The 15,032-nt window shown below is 63.3% G+C and carries 15 protein-coding genes and 1 tRNA gene; 15 read left to right on the forward strand and 1 reads right to left on the reverse strand.

Going from position 1 to position 15,032, the window contains the following annotated elements:
- The first annotated feature begins 68 nt into the window (after window positions 1–68).
- The 15 genes from pyrH to K3551_RS12200 all read left to right on the forward strand — a co-directional run bounded on the left by pyrH (window position 69) and on the right by K3551_RS12200 (window position 14,068).
- The gene (gene pyrH / locus K3551_RS12130; RefSeq protein ID WP_259913485.1) at window positions 69–806 is read left to right on the forward strand and encodes a UMP kinase; all 738 of its coding nucleotides are present in this window, start codon (window positions 69–71) and stop codon (window positions 804–806) included.
- Between the two features lie 290 nt (window positions 807–1,096).
- Window positions 1,097–1,651 (forward strand): ribosome recycling factor, encoded by a 555-nt coding sequence (gene frr, locus K3551_RS12135; protein ID WP_259913486.1) that lies wholly within the window; start codon window positions 1,097–1,099, stop codon window positions 1,649–1,651.
- Between the two features lie 69 nt (window positions 1,652–1,720).
- Window positions 1,721–2,443, forward strand: coding sequence for a polyprenyl diphosphate synthase (gene uppS, locus K3551_RS12140; RefSeq protein WP_259913487.1), 723 nt, complete (start codon window positions 1,721–1,723; stop codon window positions 2,441–2,443).
- Window positions 2,440–3,327 carry a phosphatidate cytidylyltransferase gene (locus K3551_RS12145; RefSeq protein ID WP_259913488.1) on the forward strand — a complete coding sequence of 296 codons (888 nt, stop codon included), beginning with the start codon at window positions 2,440–2,442 and terminating at the stop codon, window positions 3,325–3,327. Before uppS ends, K3551_RS12145 begins: the two co-directional genes overlap by 4 nt.
- The gene (gene dxr, locus K3551_RS12150; protein WP_259913489.1) at window positions 3,324–4,487 is read left to right on the forward strand and encodes a 1-deoxy-D-xylulose-5-phosphate reductoisomerase; all 1,164 of its coding nucleotides are present in this window, start codon (window positions 3,324–3,326) and stop codon (window positions 4,485–4,487) included. Before K3551_RS12145 ends, dxr begins: the two co-directional genes overlap by 4 nt.
- Before the next feature lie 18 nt (window positions 4,488–4,505).
- Window positions 4,506–5,840, forward strand: coding sequence for an RIP metalloprotease RseP (rseP, locus tag K3551_RS12155; RefSeq protein WP_259913490.1), 1,335 nt, complete (start codon window positions 4,506–4,508; stop codon window positions 5,838–5,840).
- Window positions 5,841–5,939: 99 nt separating this feature from the next.
- Window positions 5,940–6,065 (forward strand): hypothetical protein, encoded by a 126-nt coding sequence (locus K3551_RS12160; RefSeq protein ID WP_259913491.1) that lies wholly within the window; start codon window positions 5,940–5,942, stop codon window positions 6,063–6,065.
- 178 nt (window positions 6,066–6,243) lie between these two features.
- Window positions 6,244–8,541 (forward strand): outer membrane protein assembly factor BamA, encoded by a 2,298-nt coding sequence (bamA, locus tag K3551_RS12165; protein WP_259913492.1) that lies wholly within the window; start codon window positions 6,244–6,246, stop codon window positions 8,539–8,541.
- Window positions 8,541–9,146 (forward strand): OmpH family outer membrane protein, encoded by a 606-nt coding sequence (locus tag K3551_RS12170; RefSeq protein WP_259913496.1) that lies wholly within the window; start codon window positions 8,541–8,543, stop codon window positions 9,144–9,146. Before bamA ends, K3551_RS12170 begins: the two co-directional genes overlap by 1 nt.
- Window positions 9,147–9,241: 95 nt before the next feature.
- Window positions 9,242–9,709, forward strand: coding sequence for a 3-hydroxyacyl-ACP dehydratase FabZ (gene fabZ / locus K3551_RS12175; RefSeq protein WP_259913497.1), 468 nt, complete (start codon window positions 9,242–9,244; stop codon window positions 9,707–9,709).
- Window positions 9,706–10,503 carry an acyl-ACP--UDP-N-acetylglucosamine O-acyltransferase gene (lpxA, locus tag K3551_RS12180; protein WP_259913500.1) on the forward strand — a complete coding sequence of 266 codons (798 nt, stop codon included), beginning with the start codon at window positions 9,706–9,708 and terminating at the stop codon, window positions 10,501–10,503. Before fabZ ends, lpxA begins: the two co-directional genes overlap by 4 nt.
- Window positions 10,500–11,297 (forward strand): LpxI family protein, encoded by a 798-nt coding sequence (locus tag K3551_RS12185; protein ID WP_259913501.1) that lies wholly within the window; start codon window positions 10,500–10,502, stop codon window positions 11,295–11,297. Before lpxA ends, K3551_RS12185 begins: the two co-directional genes overlap by 4 nt.
- Window positions 11,297–12,442: a lipid-A-disaccharide synthase gene (lpxB, locus tag K3551_RS12190; protein ID WP_259913503.1), complete on the forward strand. Its 1,146-nt coding sequence runs from the start codon at window positions 11,297–11,299 to the stop codon at window positions 12,440–12,442. The genes K3551_RS12185 and lpxB overlap by 1 nt, the downstream gene beginning before the upstream one ends.
- Before the next feature lie 205 nt (window positions 12,443–12,647).
- Window positions 12,648–12,724, forward strand: a tRNA-Arg gene (locus tag K3551_RS12195).
- 150 nt (window positions 12,725–12,874) lie between these two features.
- Window positions 12,875–14,068, forward strand: a complete 1,194-nt coding sequence (locus K3551_RS12200; protein WP_259913504.1) for a DUF932 domain-containing protein — start codon at window positions 12,875–12,877, stop codon at window positions 14,066–14,068.
- A 171-nt stretch (window positions 14,069–14,239) separates the two neighbouring features.
- Here K3551_RS12200 and K3551_RS12205 read toward each other — a convergent pair whose 3' ends face one another.
- Window positions 14,240–14,986, reverse strand: coding sequence for a hypothetical protein (locus K3551_RS12205; RefSeq protein WP_259913505.1), 747 nt, complete (start codon window positions 14,984–14,986; stop codon window positions 14,240–14,242).
- Window positions 14,987–15,032: the final 46 nt, after the last annotated feature.

Below are 15,032 nucleotides of genomic sequence, written 5' to 3' on the forward strand. Positions count from 1 at the left end.
TCACGCCCCGGTTGCCTGCCCCCGCCTAATCTGCGACACACGCCTCGGCAACAGCGAGAGGGCACACCATGCAGGATCAACCGGCAAAGGAGCACGCCCCCGTATTGAAGCGCGTCATGCTGAAAATCAGCGGCGAGGCGCTGATGGGGCCGCAAGGCTTTGGCCTGCATCCCCCGACCGTCGAACGCATCGCCCGTGAGGTGCAGTCCGTGCATTCCATGGGGGTCGAGGTCTGCATGGTGATCGGGGGCGGCAACATCTTTCGCGGGCTGCAAGGATCCGCGCAGGGGATGGAGCGGACGACGGCTGACTACATGGGCATGCTGGCCACGGTGATGAACGCGCTGGGCATGCAGGGCGCGCTGGAAAGCCTGGGCCTGCATACCCGCGTCATCTCGGCCATTCCGATGGACCAGGTCTGCGAGCCCTACATCCGCCGCCGCGCCGTGCGTCACCTCGAAAAGAAGCGGATCGTGATTTTTGCCGCCGGGACCGGGAACCCGTATTTCACGACCGACACCGCCGCGACGCTGCGTGCATCCGAAATGTCGTGTCAGGCCATCTTCAAGGGGACCAAGGTTGATGGCGTCTACGACAAGGACCCGATCAAGTACCCGGACGCGAAACGCTATGAGACGGTGACCTACGACGAGGTTCTATCGAAGCATCTGGGCGTTATGGACGCCTCGGCCATCGCGCTGGCGCGGGAAAACCGGCTGCCGATCATCGTGTTCTCGCTGGATGCGCCGGGCGGGTTCCGATCGATTCTTGCGGGCGAGGGGACGTCGACCCGCGTCGAAGGCTGAGCGGATTTGACACTTTCTTAACGTTAATGCGCCACTTTGGGGACACGTCGTCGTGGCCCGATAGGGGGTCTTTAACGCGTGAGGTGTCTGCCGTGCCCAACGAAGAAAGCGACCCGCTGGCCCTGATCGGCCTTGGATGCGCCGTCATCCTTTTGCTGTCGACCTCGGCCAACCTTCTGCTGTCCTATCTTTGATCCGGCCGGTTGTAGCCCCCGGGTTGCACACCGCAGAGACTTTCCCCGCCGCACCCAAGGGGCTATAGCACCGCAAAGCCCACCGGGAGAGACAAGATGGCCGACGACTTCGAGCTTGATACCGACGACATGGAACGCCGCATGGATGGCACCATGGCAAACCTGCGGACCGAATTCGGATCGCTGCGTACCGGCCGTGCCTCTGCCTCCATGCTGGAGCCGGTGATGGTGGACGCCTATGGGTCGCCCACTCCGATCAACCAGGTCGGGACCGTCAACGTCCCAGAGCCGCGGATGGTCACGGTCAATGTCTGGGACAAGGGTCTGGTCGGCAAGGTCGAAAAGGCCATCCGGGAATCGGGCCTGGGCATCAACCCGCAGCTCAACGGCACGATCATCATGTTGCCCATCCCCGAGCTGAACGAGGAACGTCGCCGCGAACTGGGCAAGGTCGCCGGCCACTACGCCGAAGGCGCCCGCGTTGCGGTCCGCAACATCCGCCGCGATGGCATGGACCAGATCAAGAAGGGCGACCCGCCCGAGGACGAGCGCAAGATGTGGGAGCAGGAGGTCCAGGAGATGACCGACCGCTACATCAAAAAAGTCGATGCCGCGCTGGAGGCCAAGCAAGAAGAAATCATGCAGGTCTGAGCGCCTTTGCGGGCCTTGCAAGGGGCCCGCGCACGCCATGACCCCGCTGATGACCAAGAGGATCGAGAGATGAGCAGCCGCAGCCCAGAGACCGGCCCGCGCCATGTCGCGATCATCATGGACGGCAACGGCCGTTGGGCGCAGCAACGCGGCCGCCCCCGCCTGCTCGGGCACCGTGCCGGGGCCCGCCGCGTCCGCGAAGTCATCGAAGCCTGCCCCGACAACAATGTTGAATACGTCACCGTATTCGCCTTTTCGACAGAGAACTGGAAACGGACCCAGACCGAAGTTGCGGGCCTGATGTCCTTGTTTCGACGTTATATCGAAAGCGAGGCGCAGACCCTGTTGAAACAGGGGACGCGCGTGCGGTTCATCGGGGACCGGCTGCGGCTGGATGCCAAGTTGCAGAAGCTGATGAACTGGATCGAGGCGCTGACGGCGCACAACACCCGCTGCAACCTGACAATCGCGCTGAACTACGGGGGCCGGGACGAGGTGGCGCGGGCGACGAAACGGTTGGCGCGGGATGTGGCCGATGGTCGGCTCGACCCCGATGACATTACCGACGAGACGCTGCCGCGCTATCTGGACACCCATGTCCTGCCCGATCCGGATCTCGTCATCCGCACCTCGGGCGAAGCGCGGATCTCGAACTTCCTCCTGTGGCAATCGGCCTATGCGGAATATGAATTCGTCGATACGCTCTGGCCCGATTTCACCCGCGCCAAATTCGAAGAAGTGCTGAGCCGGTATGGCGGGCGCGACCGTCGGTTCGGCGGGGTAAAACCATGAACCACCCCGAAGAAGAGCAGAACGCGACGCCCCTTCTACCGGAGGAGGAACCGCCGCTATTCGATTTCGACATGGATCCGCCAAGCGAGCCGGTGACGGACAGCCGGTTTCAGGATCTGGCCCCGCGCCTGATCACCGCCGTCTTGCTGCTGCTGGTCGGGGGCGTGGCAATCTGGTTGGGCGGCATCTGGTTCACGGCGCTGATCTCGCTTTGCGTGGGTGTCATGTTGTGGGAACTGTCTACGATGGTGCGCACGGGACCAAAGCGCGCGCGGCTGATGGCCTGCGTGGGCGGCGGTGCGCTGTTCCTGACGCAGTTCCTGCCGGTCGGTTTTGCCCTGCCGCTTCTGATGCTTGTGCCGATGACGGCGATCGCCTTCATTCGGCATCACCGCCGCCTGATGGTCGGTTTTTCCGCGGCGATTGTTCTTGCAGGGTTGTCGCTGACCGAACACCTGACGCAGTTCGGTTTCGTCTGGATGATCTGGCTTATCCTGGTTGTGGTCGCCTCTGACGTGATGGGCTATTTCGCCGGGCGCATTCTGGGCGGGCCGAAATTCTGGCCCCGCGTCAGTCCCAAAAAGACCTGGTCCGGCACCATCGCGGGTTGGGTCGGGGCCGGTCTGATCGGCTGGATCTGGGTGATCTGGCAAGATGCCGGATGGGAAACCGTCGGCATTTCCGTCGCGCTGGCGATGATGGCGCAGATGGGCGACATCGCGGAATCCGCGGTCAAGCGGAAGATGGGCGTCAAGGACAGCTCCAACCTGTTGCCGGGCCATGGCGGCCTGTTCGACCGGTTCGACGCGATGCTGGGCGCTGCGCTGATGCTGTTGGTGATCGAGTCGCTGTCGGAATTCCCGCCGGTTCCGGGCATCGGATGAGACGTGTTTCCGTTTTCGGCGCGACCGGGTCCATCGGTCAGAATACGCTCGATTTGATTGCGCGGGCCCCCGATGACTATGACGTGGTTGCGCTGACGGGGGCGGGGAACGTTTCCCGATTGGCGAGGGATGCCAAACGGTTGCACGCTGACGTTGCGGTAACGGCGCGCGTCGATCTGCTGGATGATCTGAAGGCCGCGCTGGCAGGCTCCGGGATCGAGGCCGCGGCCGGCGATGCGGCCTTGTTGGAGGCGGCGGACCGACCGACCGACTGGGTGATGTCCGCCATCGTCGGCGCCGCCGGGTTGAAACCCGGTTTGCGGGCCCTGCGCCACGGTGGCACGCTGGCCCTGGCCAACAAGGAATCGCTGGTCTGCGCGGGCCCGTTGCTGCTGTCGGAGGCACGCCGGTACGGGGCCACCATCCTGCCGGTGGACAGCGAACATTCGGCCGTCTTTCAGGCGCTGGTCGGCGAAGACCCTGCTGCGGTCGAAAAGATCATCATTACCGGATCGGGCGGAGGACTGCGCGACTGGCCATTGGACCGGTTGACGCAAGCCACACCCGAAGATGCGGGCAGCCACCCCAATTGGGATATGGGCCAGCGGATCACCATCGACAGCGCGTCGATGTTCAACAAGGCGATGGAGCTGATTGAAACCAAAGAGTTCTTTGGCACCCCTCCGGGCGGCATCGACACCGTGATTCATCCCCAAAGCCTGATGCATGCGCTGGTGCAGTTCCGCGACGGCGCGCTGATGGCGCATCTGGGCGCGCCCGATATGCGCCATGCGATCGGCTACGCGCTACACTGGCCCGACCGGCGGGACCTGCCGGTGGACCGGCTGGACCTGACGACGATCGGGCAGCTCGATTTCCACGCACCCGATCCGGCGCGCTATCCGGCGCTCGCGCTCGCGCGGGCTGTCATGGCGGGGGGCGGATTGCGGGGGGCTGCGTTCAACGCGGCCAAGGAATACGCGCTCGACCTTTTCATCGCGCGCGAGATCCGGTTCACCGACATGGCGATCCACGTTGCCGAGACGCTGGAAACAATGGAAGCGCGCGGATGCCTTGATGCTGCCGCCTTGACCCTCGATATGGTGTTGGACACCGACCGAGAGGCGCGGGCGCTTACGCGCGCCGCTGCCTCCGCCTGAGCAGGAGCCCTCGACCCCATGGACGCAAGCCTCATCCCGCAATTCGGTGGACTGATCTGGACGCTGTTGGCCTTTGTCGTCGCGCTGTCGGTGATCGTCGCGATCCACGAATACGGGCATTACATCGTCGGACGCTGGTGCGGCATCAAGGCGGATGTCTTTTCCATTGGCTTCGGCCCGATTTTGGCGAGCCGCGTGGATAAACATGGCACACGCTGGCAGTTGGCGGCGCTGCCGCTGGGCGGCTACGTGAAGTTCCGGGGCGACGCCAATGCCGCCTCGGTCGGTGATGACGGCACCTTGTCAGAGATGACCGACGAGGAACGGGCCCAGACCATGACGGGGGCATCGCTTTGGCGGCGCGCGGCAACCGTGGCGGCAGGGCCGGTGTTCAACTTCATCCTGTCGATCCTCGTTTTTGCCGCCTTCGTCGGCATCGCAGGGCAGGCTGTCGAAGATCCGATTGTAGGCAAGATCAAGGAACTGCCTGCCGAGGTTCAGACCTTGGACGAGGGTGACAGGATCCTGTCGATCAACGGCACCGCCGTTGCGACCCTGCCGGATCTGACCAGCGCGGGCCGAGCCCTGACCGAGGCGGAAACAGCCACCTATGAGGTGGAGCGGGACGGCGTTCGCACCACGATTGAGGCCGCACTGCCCATGCCTGCGCGCATCGAGGTCGTGCAGCCCCGGTCCGCCGCGTGGGATATCGGGCTGGAGGCGGGCGACGTCATCCGCCGGGTCGATGGCACGCCGATCCATTCCTTCGGGGCGCTTCAGGCAATTGTGGCCGAAACCCAAGGCACGCCTTTGACCCTGGATGTCTGGCGCGCTGGCGAGATGCTGGAATTCACCCTGGTTCCCCGCAGCATGGATTTGCCGACGCCCGAAGGCGGCTTCGAGCAGCGCTGGCTGATCGGCATTACCGGCGGGTTGATGTTCGATCCCATGACCGAGCGCGCGGGGCCGATCAATGCGCTGTCCTATGGTGTCGATCAGACGATCTATATCGTCCGGCAGTCATTGTCGGCCCTGTCACACATCGTCACCGGTCAGATCAGCACCTGTAATTTGTCTGGTCCCATCGGCATTGCCGAAGTTTCGGGTGCCGCCGCAAGCCAGGGTTTCGATCAGTTCATCTGGTTCATTGCCGTCCTGTCAACCGCCGTGGGCCTGTTGAACCTGTTCCCGATCCCGGTCCTGGATGGCGGGCACCTTGTGTTTTTCGCCTACGAGGCCGTTTCCGGCACGCCGCCGTCCGATCGCGCGGTGCGGGTTCTGATGTCGGTGGGGGTGGCTTTGATGGGCGCGCTGATGATGTTCGCTTTGTTCAACGATATTTTTTGCCCCTGACCCGTACCCGGCGAATGGGTCCGGAATCGCCCCAGAGCTGCCCCATTCCTGCCGCAAACCGACGGCAGTTAAGGAGGACCAGCTTCCAGGGGAGTTTCCATGCATCAGGTAAGAAACGGATATCGCGGGCTTTCCATCTTCATGGGCCTGAACATCGACCGCTTCCTTTCGGTCTTTGCGATTCTACTGGCCGTCGTTCTGGCCGGCTGGGTTCAGTCGTTCTGACCCTCTGGCAACAGGTCCAGTTTGCAAGCAAAAGGCCGCCTTTCGGGCGGCCTCTGCGCTTTGACAAGCCCACCCCCCTCGGCTAGGGATTTGGCCAAGAAGATTGCAAGTGGGGCGGATGATTATGGACGAACGCGACGGGGCCAAGGGCTTGGCCGGTCGGGGGACGAAACCCCGCATGTTTGGACGTCTTCGCCTGACGGGAACCGCGTTGATGGGCGCGCTGCTGATCGCGGGCGCAGCCGAGGCACAGAGTTTCCGGTTCAGCACCTTCGAGGTGCAGGGAAACCAGCGTATCGAAACGGCCTCCATCCTTGCCAACCTCGGCGTCACCCCGGGCCAGCCCGTCAGCGCGGCGGCCATCAATGACGGGTTTCAGCGGCTTCAGGCCTCTGGCCTGTTCGAGCGGGTCGAGGTCATTCCACAAGGTGGCAAGTTGTTGGTCATCGTCGAGGAATATCCGACCATCAACCGCATCAGTTTCGAGGGGAACAAGCGGCTGGATGACGAGGCGCTTGAGGTCATTGTAAACAGCACACCGCGCCGCACCTACGCCCCTGCGCAGGCCGAACGCGATGCTGCGGCCATCGCCGAGGCCTATGCCCAGTCGGGTCGCCTGGCCGCGACCGTCACGCCCAAGATCATCGAGCGTAGCAACAACCGTGTCGACCTGGTTTTTGAGGTCGCCGAGGGCCGCGTGTCAGAGGTGGAGCGTCTGAGCTTTACCGGTAACCGGGCGTTTTCGGATCGGCGTCTGCGCCGGGTGCTGGAAACCTCGCAGGCCGGGATTTTCCGCCGCCTGATCCAGTCCGACACCTTCATCGCCGATCGTATCGCATTCGATGAGCAGCTGTTGCGCGATTTCTACCTGTCGCGCGGCTATGCAGATTTTCAGATCCTGTCGTCCACGCCGGAACTCGCGCCATCACGCGACGCTTTCTTTGTCACCTTTCAGGTGCAGGAGGGTCAGCAGTTCCGCTTTGGCGAGGTGTCGGCTGTTTCATCCTTGGGCGATGTCGATCCCGCCCTTTACCAGTCCGAAATCCGTGTCCGGTCCGGCGATGTTTTCTCGCCGCAGGCATTGGAACGCACAATCGAGCGGCTGGAATTGCTGGCCACACGCGAAGGGCTCAGCTTTATCCGCGTGGTCCCGCAAATTCGCCGCAATGACGCGGATCTGACGCTGGACGTTGATTTCGTGATCGAACGCGGCCCGCGTCAGTTCGTGGAGCGCATCGATATCGAAGGCAACGCAACGACGCTCGACCGCGTCATTCGGCGGCAGTTCAACACGGTCGAAGGCGACCCGTTCAACCCCCGCGAGATTCGTGCCGCAGCCGAACGTATCCGAAGGCTTGGCTATTTCTCCGAGGCCGAAGTGACGGCCCGCGAAGGCACGGCGTCGGATCGCGTCATCGTCGATGTGGACGTCGAGGAAGAACCGACCGGTTCGCTGGGCTTCGGCCTGAACTACTCGGTCGAACGCGGTGCCGGTGTTTCTGTCACCTTCGCAGAAACGAACTTCCTCGGACGGGGTCAGATCGTCGACCTGCGGCTTGATACCGGGTCCGAGGACACCAGTTCCGGCCTGACCTTTGTCGAGCCGTTCTTTCTGAACCGCGACCTGGAACTGTCGTTGGGCGTCTCATATCAAGAGACGTCCGAAGACACGCAGACCTTCGATACGCGCACCATCGGGTTCCGCACCGGGATCGAATTCCCGATCAGTGAGTTCGGGCGGCTGGAGCTGTTCTACAGCATATCCGACGACAAGTTGACGCCTCGGAATGTTGCGAACCTGTCGCAGATCCTGCTGAATGATCGCGGCAGCAACACGACATCTTCGGTGGGCTACAGCTATAGCTACAACACCATCGGGCGCGGGCTGGATCCGACGCGAGGGGTGCGGCTTCGCTTTGGTCAGCAGTTCGCAGGCGTGGGCGGCGATACGGAATTCGTGCGCACGACCTTCCTTGCGCAGGGCCAGCGGACCGTCAGCAACGAAGAAGTCACCTTGAGCGCGGCGCTTGAGGGCGGCATCCTGACCTCGCTTGGGGGGACCAACTCGCTTGTCGCGAACCGTTTCCGCAACCGACAGTCCATCATTCGCGGCTTTGAATCCGGTGGGATCGGTCCGCGCGACCTGAACGCCGACAACGACTCGCTGGGCGGCAACCGCTATATCGCGGCGCGGTTCGAGGCGCAGTTCCCCATCGGCATCTTGCCCGACGAATACGGCATCTCTGGTGCTGCGTTCCTTGACGTGGGGTCCGTCTGGGGGCTGGACGACGCCAATGGCGGCACCGCCGGGGCGAACCCGGTGGATGACGGCTTTTTCCTGAACTCCGCGGTGGGCGTCGGCCTTTTGTGGGACACGCAGATCGGACCGCTGCGGTTCAACTTTACCCGCGCGATCAACAAGCGGACCTATGATCGCGAACAGAACTTCGACCTGACGATCCAGACGCGGTTCTGATGCGCGCAGCCCTTCTGGCCTGTGTCGTGGCGCTGTGCTGTGCCACGTCCCTTTCGGCGCAATCCGGGGGGCAGGTCCTGACGACTGGCGTGCCGCAGTCCGCGGTCGTGGTTCTTGATCGCGATGCGCTGTTCGTCGGCAGCCTGTTTGGCCAACGCGTCGCACGCGACATCGAGGCGGAATCGCGCGCCCTGGCGGCCGAGAACCGGCAGATCGAACAAGACCTGGAACAAGAGGAACGCGCCCTGACCGAGCAGCGCGAGGGGATGGTGACGGACGAATTTCGGCCGCTTGCAACCGCCTTCGACAATCGGGTCGTGGACATCCGCCGCACTCAGGACGCCAAGGCGCGGGCCATTCAGCAGCAATCGGAACGCGCGCAGGCGCTGTTCTTTGAACAGGCAAATCCCGTTCTTGTGCAATTGGCGCAAGAAACGGGGGCGCTGGTGATCCTGGACCGGCGCAACGTGATTGCCTCGGCGGACCAAGTGGATATCACGCTTTTGGCGCGGGACCGGATCGATGCCGCCCTGGGCGAGGGAGAGGGGCTGTCAGGCCCCGCACCGACGCAACGCCCCGACGCCCCCATACCGGCAGGCGACTGATACAGCAGGCCACCGACAGCTGTCAGGGACAGGCCGCTTGCACCGGTCGCCGCTCGCGCGGTAAGTCCGGCGGGATGTGACGTAAGGGGACTGACATGACGGACGACGCGATCCAGACCGAAGCCGATATTCACCTGATCCAGCGGATCATCCCGCACCGCTATCCGTTCCTTCTGGTGGATAAAGTTCGCGACATCGTGCCGAATGCGTCGGCCACGGGGATCAAGAACGTCACCTTTAACGAGCCGCATTTCCAGGGCCATTTTCCGGGTGCCCCCATCATGCCCGGCGTCACCATCATCGAGGCGATGGCCCAGACCGCCGCCGTGATGGTCGGGGTCAGCAACGATCTGGCCGACAAGGATTTCCTCGTCTATTTCATGGGTATCGACGCGGCCAAGTTCCGCCGCAAGGTGGTGCCTGGCGATGTTCTGGAACTGCGCGTTACCGTGACGCGGGGCAAGCCCGGCGGCAAGGTCTGGCGTTTCCACGGCGAGGCGACGGTCGAGGGTGAGATGGCCGCAGAGGCCGACTTTACCGCCATGATGGACATGCCAAAGTGAGCATCGACCCCGCCGCCCGCATCCATCCGTCTGCGATCATCGAACCCGGCGCCACCATCGGGGCCGGGGCCTCGGTCGGGCCGTTTACGATCATCGGTCCCGAAGTCACGCTGGGCGCGGGGGTCGAGGTCAAATCCCATTGCGTCGTGACCGGCTGGACGGACGTCGGCGAGGGGACGGTGATCTTTCCGTTTTCGTCCATTGGCGAGGTACCGCAAGATCTGAAGTTCGCGGGCGAACGCACCCGCCTGCGCATTGGCAAACGCAACCGCATCCGCGAACACGTGACGATGAATACCGGTACGGAACAAGGTGGCAGCGAAACGGTCGTGGGGGATGACGGGCTTTTCATGGCCGGTTGTCATATCGCCCATGATTGCCGGATCGGAGACCGCGTGATCGTGGTCAACAGCTCTGCCGTGGCCGGACATTGCCAGATCGAGGACGACGTGATCGTCGGCGGGCTTTCGGGTATTCACCAATGGGTGCGGATCGGGCGCGGCGCGATCATCGGCGCGTTGTCGATGGTAACGAACGATGTTGTCCCCTACGGCCTTGTCGCCGGACCGCGCGCCGAACTGGACGGGCTGAACCTGGTCGGGCTGAAACGCAAGGGCGTGGCGCGGGCGGACATTCAGGCGCTGCGCGTGGCGCTGCTGACGCTCAAGCAGGGGGAGGGCACCTTTCTGGAGCGGGCCCACCGCCTGGGCGAAGAAACCCAAAGCGACTACGTTCAACGCATGGTCGCCTTTATCACCGGGGCCTCTGATCGGTCCTTTCTGGTTCCCAAATGACCACTGCGCTGATCGCCGGGCAGGGGGCGTTGCCTGCGATCGTGGCCCGGGCGTTGGATCAGGCCGGGGCCGACTGGGTCGCGCACCATCTGGACGGCTTCGCGCCCGATGACGTGCCGCAGGCGGTGCCGTTTCGGATCGAACACCTCGGCTCTCTGATCCAGACGCTGGTCGGGGGCGGTGTCACACGGGTCTGTTTCGCGGGCGCGATTGCGCGTCCACCGATTGATCCCTCGGCGCTGGACGCGGCCACCCTACCGTTGGTTCCGCGTTTGATGCAGGCGATACAGGCAGGCGACGACGGGGCGCTGCGCGCGGTCGTCGCCCTGTTCGAAGAGGCCGGCATGTCCGTCGTGGGCGCCGCTGACCTGGCCCCCGCCTTGCTGGATCTGCCAGAGGTCGGCACACCTTCGCGCCTTGATCAGACAGACATCGCGCGCGCGGCCCAGGTACACGGCGCGCTTGCCTCGGTCGATGTGGGGCAGGGCTGTGTCGTCGCCGCTGGTCAGGTTCTGGCGGTCGAGACGTTGCCGGGCACCGATTGGATGCTCGATACCCTGGCCGCAGGGTTTCCGGCACGTCCTGACGGAGGTGTGTTTTTCAAGGCGTCCAAGCCGGGCCAGGATCGCCGCGTCGACCTGCCTGCGATCGGCCCCGCCACGGTACGGCGCGCGGCGGCGGCAGGGTTGTCGGGGCTGGCGCTGGAACGGGGTGGCGTCATGGTGCTGGACCCTGCGGGCGTGGCGCAGGCTCTTGCCGACACGGGCCTGTTCCTGACGGCCTGGGACCGCTGATGCGCGTCTTCCTCATCGCCGGAGAGCCGTCCGGCGACAAGCTGGGCGCGGCGCTGATGCGCGGGTTACGCGGCCTTGTCCCAGAGGTCGAATTCCATGGCGTCGGGGGGCCGGACATGACCGCCGCGGGCCTCAGCAGCTTGTTTCCCATGTCAGATCTATCGGTCATGGGCCTGGCCGAGGTGCTGCCGCGCCTGCGTCACCTGTTCCGTCGGCGCGACGAGGCGGTGTCCGAGATCGCGCGCCTGGCCCCGGACGTGTTGATCACCATCGACAGCCCGGATTTCTGCCTGCGCGTCGCGGCCAAGGCCAAGCGGGCGCGTCCGGACCTGCGCACCGTTCATTACGTCGCGCCTTCGGTCTGGGCGTGGCGTCCGGCGCGGGCCGACAAGATGGCGCGCAGTATCGACCACGTCCTGGCCCTGTTGCCGTTCGAGCCGCCCTATATGCGCGCCGCCGGGATGACCTGCGATTTCGTAGGTCACCCGGTCGTCGCAGAACAATTGGCGACCCCCACCGACGCGGGCCGTTTTCGTGATCGCCATGATATCACCGGTCCGCTGGCGCTGGTCCTTCCGGGGTCGCGCCGGGGAGAGGTGGATCGCCTGGCCCCGATCTTTGGCGCGGCCTTGGCCAAGATGCCGAAAGATGCGCGCGTAGTGGTTCCAGCCGTGCCACATCTGGCGGACACGGTTCGATCGGCGGTCAGGACCTGGCCCGGCCAGCCGTTGGTCGTCACCGACCCGGCCGAGAAGCGCGCCGCCTTTGCCGCAGCCACGGCCGCGCTCGCCGCCTCTGGCACCGTCAGTCTGGAGCTGGCGGCCAACGGCGTGCCGATGGTCATCGCCTACGACATGAACTGGTTTTCCCGTCAGGTGATCGCGCGCATGCTCAAGGTCGACACCGTGACCCTTGTGAACCTGGTCAGCGAAACCCGCGCCGTGCCGGAGTTCCTGGGCGAGGCCTGCAAACCGGAAACCGTCGGCCGCGCCTTTGCCAACCTGTTGCTGGTCCCGTCCGAGAGGCACCGCCAGCAGGAGGCGTTGGACCGGACCATGGACCGGTTGGGACGGGGCGGCGAGGCGCCGGGATTACGCGCAGCGCGGTCGGTCCTGGCCGTGCTTGGAAAATCACCGGCGGAATGACTTGCGGGCCTCGGGGTTCCCGGCTATCCCGGCGCTCAGGCACCCATAGCTCAGCTGGATAGAGCGCTGCCCTCCGAAGGCTGATGTCAAGGGTCCGTTGTGTGAAGATGAGTGAAAATAAACGTTTCAGATCAGTGGTTTGCGGGGCTGCCGATCTTTGCTTTAATCCCGCGGAAAATTGAAGTAAGCACTGCGTAAGCAGTTTGCACCCATAGCTCAGCTGGATAGAGTGTCGCCCTCCGAAGGCGAAGGTCGTAGGTTCGAATCCTACTGGGTGCGCCACTTCCCCCCAAATCTCGCGTTTTTCTGCCCTGCGACGGTGCCGCTGGCCCCTGCTTTTCGACGTCTTGAGAGTCAGAGGCGGGCAGGGAGGGTCGTGACGGGTTGAAGGCTGGAGGAGAGGCCTCCAGCGCCCGTCGCGGAGGTTTTCCCATGAATACCGAGATTATCGATGCCGGGCGTGACATCAGCGGCGGCTACAAGGTGGATGTGTCGCGCGGCACGAATGTGGACCGCGTGTCGTCCGAATGGTTCTCGCGGCCGGATGACGAGCGGTTCCTGTCGCTCGACGATCTCTTCGTCTCCGTCAAGGGCCGGGCGGAGCGGAGCCGGACGCGGACGGTTGAAAGTGCCGCGATCCGGGTCGAGGCGCATCGCGACAACCCGGAGACGCTGGGGCTGGTCCTGCCCGGTGCGGATGAACCCATCGCACCGACGCATTGGTCCTTTGGCCAGATCTCGAGCCTCGTCGGTGCGCCCGCCGCCTATCTGCGGCAGCTGCCGGCGCCGCTGGCGGGCATCAACCTGCAATACGGACTAACGAACCACCGGGCCGAGCAAATCAAGACAATGGAGGTCGCGAACGGTCGCACCGAACTGCGCGCCGTGACAGGCCCCGACTATGGCCGCATCTACGACCACGAACTGGTCTCCGCCGTGCAGCGCATCGCGGGCAACGGCACCGGCGACACGCGCTGGAAGGTGCCGGGTGTGCTCGACTGGTCGACCGGCATCTACAACCCGCGCGTGGACGTGACGAAGGAGACGACGACGCTCTACGCCTCGGACCGCGACGTGTTCCTGTTCCTCGTCGACGACCTCAACCCGATCGAGGCAGGGCTGCTGCCCGACGGCTCGCCCGACCTCTATTTCCGGGGATTCTACTGCTGGAATTCCGAGGTGGGGGCCAAGACGCTCGGCATCGCCAGCTTCTACCTGCGCGCGGTTTGCCAGAACCGCAACCTCTGGGGCGTCGAGGACTTCCAGGAGATCACAATCCGGCACTCGAAATACGCCGCCTCCCGCTTTGCCCACGAGGCCGCCCCGGCGCTCAGCCGTTTCGCCGAGTCCTCGCCCGCGCCCTTCATCGATGGCATCCGTGCCGCGCGCGAGAAGATCGTCGCGCGGTCGGACGAGGACCGTAGGGATTTCCTGCGCAAGCGCGGATTTTCGAAAGCGGAGACGGGGCGGATCGTCGAGACGGTTCTGGCAGAGGAAGGCCGCCCGCCCGAGAGCGTCTTCGACTTCGTACAGGGGATTACGGCCGTCGCCCGTTCCAAGCCGCAGCAGGATGCGCGGCTGGTTATGGAGGGGAAGGCAAAGGCGTTGTTGGAAAGGGTGGTATAGTTAGTCTTATCGGGTGACGACCAGTTCAGGTCGTCACTCAGCCCCGACAAACGACTCAGCCCAAATGAACGCCCGCCGGGCGCCCCCATCACACATCGTATTTCCAAGGAGTCATCTATCAATTTCCTGAGTCAAAACGATGATCATTGCTGACACTCCTGCGCCTAGGTTTCATTCGGCAGCATTGCCACTGAGATCCTGCTGCCTAATGAGGTCGGCTGCGATGATTTTCGCGTCGATATCTGAGCCCAGAGCTTTTACAGCTGTCTTGGCGTCCTTCGCAAACGTTAGGTCAGTGACGATTTTTTCGTTGCGCAGGCGAACAGCCGGGTATGTGTCGCGATACTTCTGATCGGTTTTGCCATCCCGGTGGACCAAGATGTGACGAGCGTCGAGATATGGCATCGCGGCGTCCAAGAGCGCATTGTCGACGTTCAACCCTAGCCGACGGCTGGCCTTCCTGATCAATTCGCGCGTATTTCTTTCATTCTCCAGCTTTCTGAATATCTCGCCGGAGATGTGACTGACAACTTGATCCCAAGTGCCATAGGAGAGAATGTCTCGTGCTTGGATCTCGATCTTCACGTCGCCGACAAATTGAGCCGGATTAATTCCCTTTATGGCTGCTTTCGTCATGACCTCTGAGATGTATTCAGAAAAGTCTTCAAACAGATCTTTGATATAGGCGGCGGCCACGGTGCTCTTGAGGTGGTTACCGGTAGTGTTTCGGGATGCTCGTGTATTCGGCCTCCCCGCCAAAACTGGGTGAGATTCAGCAGTCGCACTCAAAGCAACCGCGATGTTCTCGTCCGAGTTCGGCCCATTAAGGTATGATTTCACCAACAAGTCACACAGTTCAATGTCGCTGTCATAGTATCCAATCCGTTGGATAAATCTCTGAAAAGCTTTTGTTTTCATGGCAAACCTTACCGCTTAAATTTGCTCGCACTATAGCGAAATCGAT

Origin of the sequence: Jannaschia sp. M317 (genome assembly GCF_025141175.1) — a bacterium.
GTDB lineage: Bacteria > Pseudomonadota > Alphaproteobacteria > Rhodobacterales > Rhodobacteraceae > Jannaschia.